The organism is Streptococcus mitis, from assembly GCF_002005545.1.
Classification (GTDB): Bacteria; Bacillota; Bacilli; order Lactobacillales; family Streptococcaceae; genus Streptococcus; species Streptococcus mitis_I.
Genome location: NZ_LBMT01000001.1, coordinates 1,655,616 through 1,671,767 on the forward strand (window position 1 = coordinate 1,655,616; position 16,152 = coordinate 1,671,767).

Annotated in this window: 12 protein-coding genes and 1 tRNA gene; 3 read left to right on the forward strand and 10 right to left on the reverse strand. The window is 41.8% G+C overall.

Going from position 1 to position 16,152, the window contains the following annotated elements; all coding sequences use genetic code 11:
- Positions 1–133 precede the first annotated feature (133 nt).
- From QS39_RS08375 to zwf, 3 genes are all read left to right on the forward strand, one after another.
- Positions 134–2,299, forward strand: coding sequence for an ABC transporter substrate-binding protein/permease (locus tag QS39_RS08375; protein ID WP_023944192.1), 2,166 nt, complete (start codon positions 134–136; stop codon positions 2,297–2,299).
- Positions 2,299–3,039, forward strand: coding sequence for an amino acid ABC transporter ATP-binding protein (locus QS39_RS08380; RefSeq protein WP_023944190.1), 741 nt, complete (start codon positions 2,299–2,301; stop codon positions 3,037–3,039). The genes QS39_RS08375 and QS39_RS08380 overlap by 1 nt, the downstream gene beginning before the upstream one ends.
- 150 nt (positions 3,040–3,189) lie before the next feature.
- Complete coding sequence (zwf, locus tag QS39_RS08385; RefSeq protein WP_077805214.1) at positions 3,190–4,677, forward strand: glucose-6-phosphate dehydrogenase; 1,488 nt, start codon at positions 3,190–3,192, stop codon at positions 4,675–4,677.
- Between the two features lie 43 nt (positions 4,678–4,720).
- Here zwf and ftsY read toward each other — a convergent pair whose 3' ends face one another.
- From ftsY to leuC, 10 genes are all read right to left on the reverse strand, one after another.
- Positions 4,721–6,010, reverse strand: a complete 1,290-nt coding sequence (gene ftsY / locus QS39_RS08390; protein WP_077805215.1) for a signal recognition particle-docking protein FtsY — start codon at positions 6,008–6,010, stop codon at positions 4,721–4,723.
- 3 nt (positions 6,011–6,013) lie between these two features.
- Entirely contained in the window at positions 6,014–6,832 is an 819-nt protein-coding gene (locus QS39_RS08395) for a Cof-type HAD-IIB family hydrolase (protein ID WP_077805216.1), read from the reverse strand.
- Positions 6,832–7,626 carry a Cof-type HAD-IIB family hydrolase gene (locus QS39_RS08400; RefSeq protein WP_077805217.1) on the reverse strand — a complete coding sequence of 265 codons (795 nt, stop codon included), beginning with the start codon at positions 7,624–7,626 and terminating at the stop codon, positions 6,832–6,834. The genes QS39_RS08395 and QS39_RS08400 overlap by 1 nt, the downstream gene beginning before the upstream one ends.
- Positions 7,623–11,162, reverse strand: coding sequence for a chromosome segregation protein SMC (gene smc, locus QS39_RS08405; RefSeq protein WP_077805218.1), 3,540 nt, complete (start codon positions 11,160–11,162; stop codon positions 7,623–7,625). Before smc ends, QS39_RS08400 begins: the two co-directional genes overlap by 4 nt.
- Positions 11,153–11,851: a ribonuclease III gene (gene rnc, locus QS39_RS08410; protein WP_049522435.1), complete on the reverse strand. Its 699-nt coding sequence runs from the start codon at positions 11,849–11,851 to the stop codon at positions 11,153–11,155. The genes smc and rnc overlap by 10 nt, the downstream gene beginning before the upstream one ends.
- Before the next feature lie 182 nt (positions 11,852–12,033).
- Positions 12,034–12,105: transfer RNA gene (locus QS39_RS08415), tRNA-Arg, on the reverse strand.
- Positions 12,106–12,171: 66 nt separating this feature from the next.
- A complete protein-coding gene (locus tag QS39_RS08420; protein WP_077805219.1) occupies positions 12,172–13,158 on the reverse strand; it encodes a GMP reductase in 987 nt (328 codons plus the stop codon).
- Between the two features lie 201 nt (positions 13,159–13,359).
- Positions 13,360–14,139, reverse strand: coding sequence for an L-threonylcarbamoyladenylate synthase (locus QS39_RS08425; RefSeq protein WP_077805220.1), 780 nt, complete (start codon positions 14,137–14,139; stop codon positions 13,360–13,362).
- Positions 14,140–14,166: 27 nt separating this feature from the next.
- On the reverse strand, positions 14,167–14,760 hold the full coding sequence (gene leuD / locus QS39_RS08430; RefSeq protein WP_077805221.1) for a 3-isopropylmalate dehydratase small subunit: 594 nt from the start codon (positions 14,758–14,760) through the stop codon (positions 14,167–14,169).
- 9 nt (positions 14,761–14,769) lie between these two features.
- Positions 14,770–16,152, reverse strand: a complete 1,383-nt coding sequence (gene leuC / locus QS39_RS08435; RefSeq protein ID WP_077805222.1) for a 3-isopropylmalate dehydratase large subunit — start codon at positions 16,150–16,152, stop codon at positions 14,770–14,772.

The window sequence follows — 16,152 nt, forward strand, 5'->3', positions numbered from 1 at the left end:
GCACTTTATAGTAGCAATTCAAGAAAGAAAAGGAAAAAAACAATGTTATATTTTCTGACACAGAAATATAAAAATTTGCCTTTTTTTACTTTTTCTGATATAATGGGAAAATATTCGGAAAAGGAGACTAAAAATGAAGAAAAAATTTCTAGCATTTTTGCTAATTTTATTCCCAATTTTCTCATTAGGTATTGCGAAAGCAGAGACAATTAAGATTGTTTCTGATACCGCCTATGCACCTTTTGAGTTTAAAGATTCAGATCAAACTTATAAAGGAATTGATGTTGACATTATCAACAAAGTCGCTGAGATTAAAGGATGGAACATTCAGATGTCCTATCCTGGATTTGATGCAGCAGTAAATGCAGTTCAAGCTGGGCAAGCCGACGCTATCATGGCGGGGATGACAAAGACGAAAGAACGTGAAAAAGTCTTCACCATGTCTGATACTTACTATGATACAAAAGTTGTCATTGCTACTACAAAGGCACACAAGATTAGTAAATATGACCAATTAACCGGCAAAACCGTTGGTGTTAAAAACGGAACAGCCGCTCAACGTTTCCTTGAAACAATCAAAGATAAATACGGCTTCACTATTAAAACATTTGACACTAGTGATTTGATGAACAACAGCTTGAGTGCTGGTGCCATCGATGCCATGATGGATGACAAACCTGTTATCGAGTATGCCATCAACCAAGGTCAAGACCTCCATATTGAAATGGATGGGGAAGCTGTAGGTAGCTTTGCTTTCGGTGTTAAAAAAGGTAGCAAATACGAGCACCTAGTTACTGAATTTAACCAAGCCTTGGCTGAAATGAAAAAAGATGGTAGTCTTGATAAAATCATCAAGAAATGGACTGCTTCATCATCTTCAGCAGTGCCAACTACAACTACTCTTGCAGGCTTAAAAGCTATTCCTGTTAAAGCTAAATACATCATTGCCAGCGATTCTTCTTTTGCACCTTTTGTTTTCCAAAATTCAAGCAACCAATTTACTGGTATTGATATGGAATTGATTAAGGCCATCGCTAAAGACCAAGGTTTTGAAATTGAAATCATCAACCCTGGTTTCGATGCTGCGATCAGTGCTGTCCAAGCTGGTCAAGCAGATGGTATCATTGCTGGTATGTCTGTCACAGATGCTCGTAAGGCAACTTTTGACTTCTCAGAATCATACTACACTGCAAATACTATCCTAGGTGTCAAAGAATCAAGCACCATTGCTTCTTATGAAGATTTGAAAGGGAAGACAGTCGGTGTTAAAAACGGAACTGCTTCTCAAACCTTCCTAACTGAAAATCAAAGCAAATACGGCTACAAAATCAAAACCTTTGCTGATGGTTCGTCAATGTATGATAGTTTAAACACTGGGGCCATTGATGCCGTTATGGATGATGAGCCTGTTCTCAAATATTCTATCAGCCAAGGGCAAAAATTGAAAACACCAATCGCTGGAACTCCAATCGGTGAAACAGCCTTTGCTGTTAAAAAAGGAGCAAATCCAGAATTGATTGAAATGTTCAACAACGGACTTGCTAACCTTAAAGCAAACGGTGAATTCCAAAAGATTCTTGATAAATACCTAGCTAGTGAGTCTTCAACTGCTTCAACAAGCACTGTTGATGAAACAACTATCTGGGGCTTGCTTCAAAACAACTACAAACAACTCCTTAGCGGGCTTGGTATCACTCTTGCTCTAGCTCTTATCTCATTTGCTATTGCTATTGTTATCGGGATTATCTTCGGTATGTTTAGTGTCAGCCCCTACAAATCTCTTCGTGTGATTTCTGAGATTTTCGTTGACGTTATCCGTGGTATTCCTTTGATGATTCTTGCAGCCTTCATCTTCTGGGGAATTCCAAACTTCATCGAGTCTATTACAGGCCAACAAAGTCCAATTAACGACTTCGTAGCCGGTACCATTGCCCTCTCACTCAATGCGGCTGCTTATATCGCTGAAATCGTTCGTGGTGGTATTCAGGCCGTTCCAGTTGGCCAAATGGAAGCCAGCCGAAGCTTGGGTATCTCTTATGGAAAAACCATGCGTAAGATTATCTTGCCACAAGCAACTAAATTGATGTTGCCAAACTTTGTTAACCAATTCGTTATCGCTCTTAAAGATACAACCATCGTATCTGCTATCGGTTTGGTTGAACTCTTCCAAACTGGTAAGATTATCATCGCCCGTAACTACCAAAGTTTCAAGATGTATGCAATCCTTGCTATCTTCTATCTTGTAATTATCACACTTTTGACTAGACTAGCGAAACGCTTAGAAAAGAGGATTCGTTAATGGCAAAATTAAAAATTGATGTAAATGATTTACACAAAAACTACGGAAAAAATGAAGTCCTAAAAGGAATTACGACTAAGTTCTATGAAGGAGATGTTGTTTGTATCATCGGTCCTTCAGGTTCTGGTAAGTCAACCTTCCTTCGTAGCCTTAATCTTCTTGAAGAAGTCACTAGCGGCCATATCACTGTGAACGGCTATGACTTAACTGAAAAAACAACCAATGTTGACCACGTCCGTGAAAATATCGGAATGGTGTTCCAACACTTCAATCTTTTCCCACATATGTCTGTATTGGACAACATTACTTTTGCTCCAATTGAGCACAAGTTGATGACTAAGGAAGAAGCTGAGGAATTGGGAATGGAGTTGCTTGAGAAGGTTGGACTAGCAGATAAAGCTAATGCTAACCCAGATAGCCTATCAGGTGGTCAAAAACAACGTGTGGCTATCGCTCGTGGACTAGCAATGAATCCAGACATCATGCTCTTTGATGAACCAACTTCAGCCCTTGACCCTGAGATGGTCGGAGACGTACTAAACGTTATGAAGGAATTGGCTGAGCAAGGTATGACCATGATTATCGTAACCCATGAGATGGGATTTGCTCGTCAGGTTGCCAACCGCGTTATCTTTACTGCAGATGGTGAATTCCTTGAAGACGGAACACCTGATCAAATCTTTGATAACCCACAGCACCCACGTCTGAAAGAGTTCTTGGACAAGGTCTTAAACGTCTAAACTCAAACTGTAAGGATTTCCTTGCAGTTTTTTTCTATCTCGTATTGGATTTTTTGATTTTTAGGAAAATTATGTTAGAATTAAGTTTATGAAATGAGGTTTCCTCATACCTAGCAAGACTAGGAATAAAAATAGAAATTAGGTAGCTAGATGTCATCTAAGGTTATTGTTACAATTTTTGGTGCGAGTGGAGACCTGGCTAAACGCAAGCTCTACCCTTCCCTTTTTAGACTATATAAATCCGGCAATCTTTCCAAGCACTTTGCCGTTATTGGAACTGCTCGTCGTCCTTGGAGCAAGGAATATTTTGAATCTGTTGTAGTCGAATCAATCCTTGATTTGGCAGATAGTACTGAACAAGCTCAAGAGTTTGCTAGTCACTTCTACTATCAAAGTCATGATGTCAATGATACAGAACACTACATTGCTTTGCGTCAATTGCAGGCTGAACTAAATGACAAGTACCAAGCTGAACACAACAAGCTCTTCTTCTTATCTATGGCACCTCAGTTCTTTGGAACTATCGCCAAACACCTCAAGTCTGAAAGCATTGTGGACGGTAAAGGTTTTGAGCGCTTAATCGTTGAAAAACCATTTGGTACAGATTACGCAACTGCAAGCAAGTTAAATGACGAGCTCCTAGCAACATTTGACGAAGAACAAATTTTCCGTATTGACCATTATCTTGGTAAGGAAATGATCCAAAGTATCTTTGCAGTTCGCTTTGCAAACTTGATTTTTGAAAACGTTTGGAACAAAGACTTTATCGACAATGTTCAAATTACCTTTGCGGAGCGCTTGGGTGTAGAAGAACGTGGTGGCTACTATGACCAATCTGGTGCCCTCCGTGACATGGTACAAAACCATACACTACAACTTCTTTCTCTCCTTGCCATGGACAAGCCAGCAAGCTTCACAAAAGACGAGATTCGTGCTGAAAAGATTAAGGTCTTTAAAAACCTCTATCATCCAACAGATGAAGAGCTTAAAGAACACTTTATCCGTGGTCAATACCGTTCAGGTAAGATTGATGGCATGAAATACATCTCTTACCGTAGCGAGCCAAATGTAAATCCAGAATCAACAACTGAAACCTTTGCATCTGGTGCTTTCTTTGTAGATAGCGATCGCTTCCGTGGTGTTCCTTTCTTCTTCCGTACTGGTAAACGTCTGACTGAAAAAGGAACTCATGTCAACATCGTCTTTAAACAAATGGATTCTATCTTTGGAGAACCACTTGCTCCAAACATTTTGACCATCTATATCCAACCAACAGAAGGCTTCTCTCTTAGCCTAAATGGGAAGCAAGTAGGAGAAGAATTCAGCTTAGCTCCGAACTCACTTGATTACCGTACAGACGCGACCGCAACTGGTGCTTCTCCAGAACCATACGAGAAATTGATTTATGATGTCCTAAATAATAACTCAACTAACTTTAGCCACTGGGATGAAGTTGGTGCGTCATGGAAATTGATTGACCGTATCGAAGAGCTCTGGGCTGAAAATGGTGCCCCACTTCATGATTATAAAGCTGGAAGCATGGGACCTCAAGCCAGCTTTGACTTACTTGAAAAATTCGATGCCAAATGGACTTGGCAACCAGATATCGCCTATCGTCAAGATGGTCGTTTAGAATAAAAAAATCCTGCAAGTTTGTACCTTGCAGGATTTTTGCTTCTGATTAGATTAAGCCTTCCAAGAGACCCTTCATAAAGTTTTCTGAGTTAAACTCTCCAATATCATCGATTTTTTCACCAAAACCAATCAATTTTACAGGAATATTGAGTTCTTCACGAATGGCTAGAACCATACCACCTCGAGCAGTTCCATCAATCTTAGTCAAGACGATTCCTGTCAAAGGGGTGATTTTTGAAAATTCTTTAGCCTGTACCAAGGCATTTTGACCTGTTGATGCATCAAGTGCTAAGAAGGTTTCATGAGGCGCTTCTGGCACGACACGTTTGATGATACGACCAATCTTTTCCAACTCAGCCATGAGGTTGTCCTTGTTTTGCAGACGACCAGCAGTATCAATCATAAGAATATCGATACCTTCAGACACGGCACGTTCCATGCCATCAAAGACCACGCTGGCTGGATCAGCTTTTTCAGGTCCAGTCACAACTGGAACGTCCACACGACGACCCCATTCAGCTAGCTGGGCTACTGCCCCTGCGCGGAAGGTATCTGCCGCAACCAACATGACCTTCTTACCTGCTTGTTTGTAGCGGTGAGCTAGCTTCCCGATAGAAGTTGTTTTCCCAACACCATTAACACCAACAAAGAGCATGACTGTCAAGCCATCTTGGAAGTGGATACTTTCATCGTAGCTACCATCCTTTTCATAAAGCTCAACCAATTTCTCAATGATGACACGACGAAGTGCGTCAGGTTTCTTTGCGTTTTCAAGCTTGGCTTCGTAACGTAGCTCCTCTGTTAAGTTAGAAGCGACTTGAACACCAACGTCACTCATAATCAGCAGTTCTTCCAGTTCCTCGAAAAATTCTTCATCAACAGAGCGAAAATTGGCAAAGAAAGCGTTCAAGCGAGCTCCGAAGCCTGTACGAGTTTTCTTAAGACTGCGGTCATATTTTTCCTGAACAGTTTCTTCTACTTGAGGCCTTTCTGCTTCAAGAACTTCACAACTATTTTCTTCGACAGTTCCTTCATACTCAAAATTCTCTTCCTCTGTGACTTCTTCTGAGTTTGGCAATTCTTCGACTTTTTCTTGATGAACCTCTACATCTGGCTCTGAATCATGATTTTCTTCAACTGTGTCTTGGATTTCCTCTTCCTCAAGCATAGGCTCTTCAAAACTTTCAACTTCTGCTTCTTCCTGAGGAACTTCCTCGGCCTCTGTAACAGCAGGCTCAATATCTTCAGACAAATCAAGATTTTCCAGAGCTTCTTTTACAACTTCTTCGATTTTAGGTTCTTCTTTTTTTCCGAATAGACGGTCAAACAATCCCATATCTTAGTTCTCCTTTAGCACATATTCTTCGATAGCCCAGGCGACAGCCTCTTCATCATTGGTCATTGGCGTCACTACATTTGCGACTGCCTTGACTTCAGGAACAGCGTTTTGCATGGCAACACCGAGCCCTGCCCATTCAATCATAGAAAGGTCATTGGCTTCATCACCACAGGCCATGACTTGGCTTTGGTCGATTCCAAGATGGCTGATTAGTTTTGCCAAACCTGTTGCTTTATGAACATTCTTTGGTGACCACTCTAGCAACATTTCACGTGATTTAAAGATTTCATATTGGTCAAACAATTCTGGAGAAATCTTCTGAATGGCTGCATCTAAGAGTTCTTGAGCAAAGGCAGTCACGCATTTATTGTAAGTCATTTGGCTAGACAAGTCTTCAAAGTCAACTGGAACAAAGGTCAAAGCTGGATTAAATTTGGCATAAAGACTTTCTTGGTACGATTGGATTTGATAAACAGTTCCTTCTGAGATGGCATCAAGAGGCAGTGATAATTTCTCTGTTTCTTCATACAAGCGTGCTACATCATCATATGAAAAGACTGTTTTATCAAGGATTTCACCTGTATTTTTCTGAACCAAACCACCATTAAAAGTAATCGTATACTCATCTTCCTGACCGTCAGTCCCTAGCTCATGGAGAAAGAAATCCATAGCTTTTAGGGGACGACCAGTTGTCAATACGACCTTGATACCACGATCACGCGCAGCTTTCAAGGTTGCCTTGGTACGATCCGTCAGCCTTTTATCAGTAGTCAGCAAGGTCCCGTCCAAGTCCAATGCAATCAATTTTATATCTGCCATTATAAGCCCTCCATATAAGCTATAACCGACTGGTCTTTATGGTGACCAATCACAGTCTCTGCTAATTCTAAAATTTCTGGTCGTGCATTTTCAGGAGCTACAGGATGTCCCACAACCTGCATCATATGCAAGTCATTTAGATTGTCTCCAAAAGCCATAACCTGATCCATTGTGATACCAAGTTTTTTAGCTAATTCAACAATAGCCACACCCTTATCGACATAGTCCAGAACAATATCAATGGATTCAAAGCCAGTTGTCATGGCCTTAACACCAGGAACATGTTCATTAACCCAAGCTTCCCCAGCTTCCAGCGTTTCTTCTGTGAAGTTGGTCGTAAATTTGAAAATGTCATCTGTGATATCTTCCAAACTTGCTACTTTTTGGATATTTTCATTATAGTGCTGGCTCACTTTCAAATAGGTCTCATCAACCGTATCTAGAACATAAGCTCCCTTTTTGCCCGTCAAGAGCAGTTTATTGATATCTACATAAGGTGACGTTTTCAGCTTTTCAAAAGTTGCCAGATAAAACTCACGAGACATGGTCGCTTCATACAAGTCTTGACCTCGATACTCTACCAAACTGCCATTTTCCGCGATAAAAATAATGTCATCACGAACATCAGCAAATAATTTTTCTAGAGATAGGAATCCGCGCCCCGAAGCCACTGCAAAGTAAATCCCTTTTTCCTTGTAGGAAACCAAGAGAGACTTGAGGCGGTCCATATCAAAGCATCCATTCCCATCTAGGAAGGTTCCGTCCATATCTGTTGCTACTAGTTTAATTGTCATCCTTCAATACTTTCTAAATCTTTTAACTTAACCGAAACAATTTTTGAGACACCTGACTCTTGCATGGTCACTCCATAGATAGAATCAGCCGCTGCCATGGTTCCCTTACGGTGGGTTACGACGATAAACTGGCTGTCCTTGTCAAAGCGGTTGAGGTAATCCCCAAAACGCTTAACATTTGCTTCATCCAGCGCAGCTTCCACCTCATCCAAGATGACAAATGGGATAGTCTTCACTCGAATGATAGAGAAAAGCAAAGCTAGAGCCGACAGAGCTTTTTCACCACCACTCATGAGGTTAAGCGACTGGATTTTCTTACCTGGAGGTTGAACAGAAATCTCCACACCAGCTGTTAAAAGGTCACCCTCAGTCAATATCAAGTCTGCCTGACCTCCGCCAAACATCTGTTTGAAGGTCACTTTAAAGGACTCACGAATAGCTTCAAAAGTTGATTTAAAGCGTTCCTTGACCTCATCATTCATCTCTGTAATGGTCTCAAGGAGCAGGTTTTTCGCTGACAAAATGTCATCTCGCTGGCTATTGAGGAAATCCAGACGGCTGTGAACTTCTTCGTACTGGTCAATAGCATCCAAATTGACAGGACCCAGTGAGCGAATAGCCTTCTCTAATTCCTGCACCTCTTGCTCTGCCAGATTGAGATTTTCAAGTTCATGTGCCTTTTCTAGAGCCTCAGTATAGCTAATCTGATACTGGTCTGTTAATTGGCTTTGTAAATGGCGTAAGCGCTCGCTGACCTTTTCTTTCTTGGCTTCAGCACGCGTTTGCTTGCGAATCCACTCCTCATTCTGCTGGCGAGCCTGATCCAAATGACTGGTAATATCATCAAGTTGACCTTCTATATCATCCAATTCAAACTGCTTGCGAATCAAACCTTGTTGGAGATTTGTTTTCTGAATTTTAGCTTCTTCGGCCTGTTGACTGAGCAATTCTGTATCAACTTTCTCAAGATTGTCAACCTTTTCTTGAAGAAGGCGCTGGATTTCTTCTTGTTCGATATCTAAATTGTCTAATTCCTTGCCTAAACGCTCAATATCAGCTACTTCATAACGTTTTTGCCCTTGTAGTTCTGTCTTAAGCAAGCGAGCTTGCGCTAGCTCTTCCTGCAAGTTTTGATAGCGTTCTTGGATGGCATTTTTGTTGGACTTAATCTCTTCAATCTCAGCTTCCAGATTTTTCTTGTCACTGGCGATTGCAGCAAGGCGCTCTTGGCATTTTTCCTTATCTGCTTGCCAATCTCCCTCAGTAAGACGATCTAATTCCTCTTCTTGAAGTTTCCAAAGAGTTTCTAATTCTTCGACTTGCTGACTAGTTTGCTGATAAGCAATAGACAAGCCTTGCTCCTGAATACGTGCCTTCTCTCCTTGAGATTTGATAATTTCTAATCTTTCTGTCAATCTAGCCATCTCATCTTGCAAGGTCTTCAAAGTCGCCTCTTCTGAACGCAAGCTTGCTTCTTCTTCAGCAATTTCTTTTTGCAATTGCTCCAGCTCTGGCTTGATAAAAATACTGTTATTCTGGCGATTGGCTCCACCTGCATAGGAACCACCTGTACGAAGCTCTGTCCCATCCAATGTCACCATGCGAACCTGATAACGAACCTGACGAGCTGCTGCACGCGCATGCTCTACAGTATCAAAAATAGCTGTCGTAGCTAGCAAGTTCTTGAAAATAGCTTCCAATCTATTGTCAAATGTCACCAGCTCATCAGCCATACCCAGAAATCCTGGGCTTGTAGCAATAGTATCTTGGTTCTGACTAGAAATCGTACGTGCCTTGATAGTCGTTAAAGGAAGGAAGGTTGCACGACCAGCTCTGTTTCGTTTAAGGAAATCAATGGCCTTAGTCGCCGCGTTCTCATCTTCTACAATGATGTGCTGACTGCTTGCTCCAAGCGCAATCTCTAGGGCAGTTTGATAATGCACATCAAAGGTCAGATGCTCACTGACTGCCCCAATAATCCCACCAAGTCGATCTTTTTCTTGGAGAACACTCTTAACACCTGCATAAAAGTTACTATGATTTCTCAGGATATTTTCCAAACTTTGGGCTCTAGCCTGCTTGTTTTTGAGACTATCCAGACGGTCAAAGAGTTGACTTTGTTGAGCTTGATAGGAAGTTTTCTGATCCTCTTGCTCCTTGGCAATAGCTTGGTAGTCAGCCAATAATTTCTGAACCTGCTCCTTGGCAGTTTCAAGCTCGTCTTTTTGATGACCAGCCTTCTCTTTAGCTGTAGCTAACTGTTCTTTCAGCTTTTCTAATTGATCTGCTTGTTTTTGAGAAAGCTGACGACTATTTTCCAACTCGTTTTCGATACGGGTCAACTGGTTTGAGACATCCGCTTCTTCTTGTAAAAGGGCTACAAAGCGTTCACGTAAGAGCTCAATCATCTGATCAGGATCATCTGAAAAAGCCAGTAATTCAGCTTCTAAACGATTAAGTTTTTGATTATTTTGGACTAGATTTTCCTCTAACAGAGTTAAAGAGCTTTCTTTATCAGATTTTTCTTTGCTGAGTGAATTTCTCTTATCCTCCAAAGCAGCCAAACGGGCTTGTGCTTCCTGTTGATTCAGGGCTACTTGCTCGGACTCTAGTTTAGATAGGGCTAATTTTCTCTCTAAGTCACTAATTAGACTGGTCAAATCCATCAAACTGCCCTGGTCTTTGGCCATTTCAGCCTGTAAATCTTGGCGTTGCTTTTTAAGAGTTTGATTTTCTTCTTCTAATTTTTCCCGCTTTTGGTAGTAGCTCGTCAAGAGTTCCTGAACCTGAGCCAACTCTTCTTCTGTCGACTCTAGTTCAGCCTTATTTTCCTTGATTTGAGCAACCAGAACATCCAAGTAAATAGCTTTACGTTGGCCTTCCAAGTCTAGAAATTTACGGGCATTCTCAGCTTGCTTCTCAAGAGGTTTGATTTGATTATCCAATTCGTAGATAATGTCTTCAAGGCGGTCTAAATTATCCTGAGTTTGTTGTAGTTTACTCTCTGTCTCTTTTCTACGAGTCTTGTATTTCAAAACTCCTGCAGCTTCTTCAAAAATGGCTCGGCGTTCTTCAGGCTTGGAGTTAAAAATTTCCTCAACCTTCCCTTGGGAAATAATGGAGAAGGAATCTCGTCCCAATCCAGTATCCAAGAAAAGGTCATGAATATCACGCAGACGGACTTTCTTGCCGTCAATCTTATATTCGCTATCTCCACTACGATAGATATGGCGTTCTACCCTAATTTCTTGCCCTGCATCCTTGATAAATCCGTCATGATTATCCAGAGTCACAACTACAGAAGCATAATTGAGCGGTTTGCGACTTTCGGTCCCAGCAAAGATGACATCCGGCATCTTGCCACCACGGAGACTCTTAACACTTGACTCCCCCAAGGCCCAACGCAGACTTTCTGTAATATTAGACTTCCCAGAGCCATTGGGTCCAACGACTGCCGTCACACCTTGGTCAAAGACGACCTTAGTCTTGTCAGCAAAAGACTTGAATCCCTGAATTTCGATTTCCTTTAAATACATGAATCCAGCCCTTTCTCAACGGCATTTTTAGCAGCTTCCTGCTCTGCTAATTTCTTAGAACGACCTTGACCTTGACCGATACTCGTACCCTCAACAAGAACTTCTACTTCAAAAACCTTATCGTGGGCAGGACCTGTTTCAGAAATTACCTGATAACGAATAGCCACATCCCCATTGACCTGAAGTAACTCTTGGAGATGGGTTTTGTAGTCTGTAATCATCTCAAATTCGCCTGCTTCAACCTTAGGAATCATGACTTGATAGATAAATTCCTTGACCTTGGCCACATCCTTGTCCAAAAGAAGAGCACCAAGAAAGGCTTCAAAGGCATCACCAAGAATGGTATCACGATTGCGACCACCAGATTTTTCTTCCCCTTTACCCAACTTGATAAATTGATCAAACTGGCAATCACGCGCAAAACCAGCCAAACTTTCCTCGCGGACAATCATGGCACGGAGTTTAGACAAGTCACCCTCAGGCTTTTTAGGATATTTTTTATACAGATATTCTGAAATCAATAACTGTAGAACAGCGTCTCCTAAAAATTCCAAGCGCTCATTGTGTGAAATTTTTAAGAGGCGGTGCTCATTGGCATAACTCGTATGAGTAAAGGCAGTTTCCAGTAAATTTTTGTCTGCAAATTCGATTGCAAAATGGTTCTTTAGTACAGTTTGTAATTCTTTCATACCAACCTCTTTCTAACTGATAACAGTCCTTTTTATTATATCAAAAAAAGCCCCCTGAGTCACTTTAAAACGGGACTGGAGAGCATTTAGGAATTCTTTAAAAAGAGATTTTCAGTTTCAAGGACCAATTTAAGGTTGTGTAAAGAAAAAGCCCTATTAAAGGCTTTTTTAGGATGTTTACATCCACCCTGAGGGAATCGAACCCCCATCTCAAGAACCGGAATCTTACGTGATATCCATTACACTAAGGGTGGAAACTTGTTTTATTATAACAGAAATTTGCTCTAATAACAAGTTTTTTTCTAGTGAGATAGCCCGTCTTAGTGGGAAGCATCCCCATTCCAGATGGAGTTTTTCACGATAACATAATCAACGTGTTTAAGGTCAGCAACCTGACGTCCACCTGCGTATGAAATGGCACTTTGAAGGTCTTGTTCCATCTCAGTTAAAGTGTCTTGCAGATGACCTTTAGCTGGAAGCAAGATGCGTTTGCCTTCCACATTTTTGTAAGCACCTTTTTGATATTGTGAAGCTGAACCGTAGTATTCTTTGAATTGTTCACCATCGACTTCAATCGTTTTCCCTGGACTTTCGATGTGTCCTGCAAAGAGGGAACCAATCATGACCATGTTAGCACCGAAGCGGATAGACTTGGCAATATCACCGTGAGTACGAATTCCTCCATCAGCGATAATCGGTTTTCGGGCAGCCTTGGCACACCAGCGTAGAGCAGCCAACTGCCAACCACCTGTACCAAAACCAGTCTTAACCTTGGTGATACAAACCTTACCAGGACCAATTCCGACCTTAGTAGCATCTGCACCAGCATTTTCCAATTCACGCACAGCTTCTGGTGTTCCCACATTTCCAGCAATGACAAAAGTATCTGGCAATTCTTTCTTGATGTGTTGAATCATAGAAATCACGCTATCCGCATGACCATGGGCAATATCAATCGTGATGTACTCAGGAGCATCAGCCTTGAGCTGGCTGACAAAATCATACTCATAATCCTTAACACCGACAGAGATAGAAGCAATGAGCCCTTGCTCATGCATGCGTTTAATAAAAGGAATGCGTTCTGCCTCATCAAAACGGTGCATAATGTAGAAGTAGCCTCCTTTAGCCAGTTGCTCTGCTACATTTTCATCCAAAATCGTCTGCATATTAGCTGGCACAACAGGTAGTTTAAAGGTGTGCTTTCCTAGAGTGACACTTGTATCTGCTTCTGCACGGCTTTTAATGACACATTTATTTGGGATCAATTGAATATCTTCGTAATCAAAAATTGGAAATTCATTTAACATATCGATGTCTCGTTTCTTTTGTAATGACCTACCTATGCTCTCGCATCACTACGCCTTTTCCGACGTTTCCTTAATTTATTATAAACCAAAGTACAGTTTTTGTCAAATAATTTTATAAATTAAAATATATTGTTCGGATTTTACTTGTATAAATAACAAAAGAAAGAGGAGAGATTATCTTCTCCCCACTTCTTCTACATTCTAATAATACTCACCCTGACGGTAGTCCCATGAGTTAAAGGTGTCTGACAGGTGCATCATGATTTTATCAATATCAAGCCCTTTACGGATCACAACTGGGGCTGGTGAAGTTGAACGTGCTCCTCCTTGTTCTGGGATGAGTTTGCCGTCTTTATCGACCATAGAGACCATCACACCTTGCTCGTAGCGAGTTTCAATCGTTTTGTCAGGCTGGATTGATGCCACGTAGTCGTCTGCCTCGATAACAAGGTCAACTGCCCCTTCGATGCGTTCTCCGATACCTTCTACCTTACCACGATTTCCTTTTCCAGATGGGTTTGCAGATGAGGCATAGACCATCTTGCCTTCTTCCCAAAGTTTGGCAGCTAATTGTTCACCAGCTTTCCCAAATTTGATAACAAAACAGCTAGTACCACGCACGTCAGTCATCAGTTCTTCACGGCCATCACCGTATGATTTGAGTTTTTCAAAGGCTTCTGGTTTCCAAGGAAGGATACAACCAAGAAGAATATCTTCGTCCCAATGTTTTTGGTAGAAGGCTTCAATTTCTGGGTTGAGTTGTGCTAAAGCGCGAAGCTCATCCATGCTACCACAGAGAACAACGCCTGGTTTGTTACGGTTACGCTCTTTGGCTGCGAACTTGCGTTCAAGTCCTGCCTTGTCGCTAGTCATGATAATGTAACCAACTTTAGTAGGGCAAACGATACATCCGCCCTCACCTTTTAAAATATCATAGCCTTCTTGTGAAAGTGTTCCGTTCCATTGAATGTGTTTTGTCATAATTCTATTTCCTTTTCTAATTTTCTTCTAATCCTGCCAGTAGGCTGGTCGTTGTTTTTCATAGGCAGCAATCAAGTCTTCATACTGCAAAGTAATACCGATATCATCCAAACCATTTAAGAGCTTGTGTTTCCATTCACTATCTATTTCGAAAGTGAATTCTCCAACTGGTGAGATGATTTTTTGTTGTTCCAAGTCCACAGTTATCTGGTCAGTTGGTTTCAAGTGGGCTAGTTTCTCTCTAACCTCTCTGGGCTGAACAATGGGCAACATACCATTATTAAGTTCATTATTGTAATGAATATCACCAAAAGATCCTGCAATCACAACCTTAAAACCATAGTCTGCTAGAGCCCAAGCTGCGTGTTCTCTGGACGATCCTGCCCCAAAGTTATCCCCTGAAATGAGAATACTGGCTTTGCGATATTCAGGTAGGTTAAAGACAAAGTCTGGATCCTCAGTATACTTGTCATCCAAATAACGCCAAGCATACATGAGGTACTTACCAAAGCCTTTTTTATCAATTAACTTGAGAAACTGCTTGGGTAGGATTTGGTCAGTGTCGATGTTATCATTCATGAGAGGAACGGTCGTTCCCGTATAAACTGTAAATTTCTCCATATCCTCTCCTTACTGTGCTTCTGGCATTTGTCGAACATCTACAAAGCGCCCTGCAATAGCTGCTGCTGCTGCCATGGCTGGACTGCAGAGATGGGTCTTAGCACCAAAGCCTTGTCTGTCTTCAAAGTTACGGTTGCTGGTTGAGGCACAGTGAACGCCATCTGGAACCTTGTCAGGATTCATTCCTAGGCACATAGAGCAACCTGGGTCTCTCCATTCAAAGCCAGCATCTAAGAAAACTTTATCCAAGCCTAATTTCTCAGCAGCTCGTTTGACAGGACGAGAGCCTGGAACGACGATAGCCGTTAAGTTGGGTGCTATTTTCTTTCCTTTGACAAATCGCGCAGCCAGTTGCAAGTCGCTGAGACGAGCATTGGTACAAGAACCGATAAAGATATAACCTAGTTCAATATCAGCTGGCTTTTGACCAGGCTCCAAGTCCATGTAATTGTAGGCTCGCTCATCATTCATATCCTTAATTTCTGGGAAGCTACTGTCAAAGTCAACCCCCATAGCAGGGTTGGTTCCCCAGGTCACCATGGGAGCCAAGTCTGAGACATCCATCTGGATAACCTTATCATAAACAGCATCCTCATCACTGACAATTGTTTTCCAATCCGCCACAGCCTCTTCAAAGTCCTCTGGGACACATTCTCGTCCCTTGAGATAGTCATAAGTCGTCTGATCCGGATTCATGATTCCCATCTTAGATCCAAACTCGATGGACATATTGCAGATGGTCATTCGCTCTTCCATGCTCAGTGCATCAATCGCTTGTCCCCGATATTCCACCACATAGCCAACACCACAGGCAACGCCGTACTTAGCAATCAAGGCTAGAATGAAATCCTTAGAATAAACTCCTTTTTGAGGAACACCAGTGAATTCTACCAGCATTTTCTTGGGTTTGACCTGCCAGAGTGTCTGGGTAGCGAAGACATGCTCAACCTCACTAGTCCCAATCCCAAAGGCGATGGCTCCAAAAGCTCCGTGAGTAGCCGTATGACTGTCTCCACAGACGATGAATTTTCCTGGTTGGGTTCTTCCTGTTTCTGGACCAACCATATGAACAATCCCCTGCTTTTCAGAACCGTGGGCCGCATGTTCAATCCCAAACTCCTCAACATTTTCAGCCAGCTTATCAATTTGAGCCTTAGAAATCACATCTCGAATATCGTAGATATTGACTGTCGGGACATTGTGGTCAAAAGTTCCAAATGTCAAGTCTGGTCGTCTCAATCTGCGTCCTGCATCTCGTAATCCTTGAAAAGCTTGAGGACTGGTCACTTCATGAATATAGTGCTGGTCCACATACATGAGTTGGGGTTGCCCCTCTTCTCCTGTGATGACATGACGGTCCCATAATTTATCAAAAATCGATTTTCCTGCCAT

Coding starts and splice junctions, on each gene's coding strand:
- QS39_RS08375 (WP_023944192.1), top strand. CDS start 134: ATGAAGAAAAAATTTCTAGCATTTTTGCTAATTTTATTCCCAATTTTC.
- QS39_RS08380 (WP_023944190.1), top strand. CDS start 2,299: ATGGCAAAATTAAAAATTGATGTAAATGATTTACACAAAAACTACGGA.
- zwf (WP_077805214.1), top strand. CDS start 3,190: ATGTCATCTAAGGTTATTGTTACAATTTTTGGTGCGAGTGGAGACCTG.
- ftsY (WP_077805215.1), bottom strand. CDS start 6,010: ATGGGATTGTTTGACCGTCTATTCGGAAAAAAAGAAGAACCTAAAATC.
- QS39_RS08395 (WP_077805216.1), bottom strand. CDS start 6,832: ATGGCAGATATAAAATTGATTGCATTGGACTTGGACGGGACCTTGCTG.
- QS39_RS08400 (WP_077805217.1), bottom strand. CDS start 7,626: ATGACAATTAAACTAGTAGCAACAGATATGGACGGAACCTTCCTAGAT.
- smc (WP_077805218.1), bottom strand. CDS start 11,162: ATGTATTTAAAGGAAATCGAAATTCAGGGATTCAAGTCTTTTGCTGAC.
- rnc (WP_049522435.1), bottom strand. CDS start 11,851: ATGAAAGAATTACAAACTGTACTAAAGAACCATTTTGCAATCGAATTT.
- QS39_RS08420 (WP_077805219.1), bottom strand. CDS start 13,158: ATGTTAAATGAATTTCCAATTTTTGATTACGAAGATATTCAATTGATC.
- QS39_RS08425 (WP_077805220.1), bottom strand. CDS start 14,139: ATGACAAAACACATTCAATGGAACGGAACACTTTCACAAGAAGGCTAT.
- leuD (WP_077805221.1), bottom strand. CDS start 14,760: ATGGAGAAATTTACAGTTTATACGGGAACGACCGTTCCTCTCATGAAT.
- leuC (WP_077805222.1), bottom strand. CDS start 16,152: ATGGCAGGAAAATCGATTTTTGATAAATTATGGGACCGTCATGTCATC.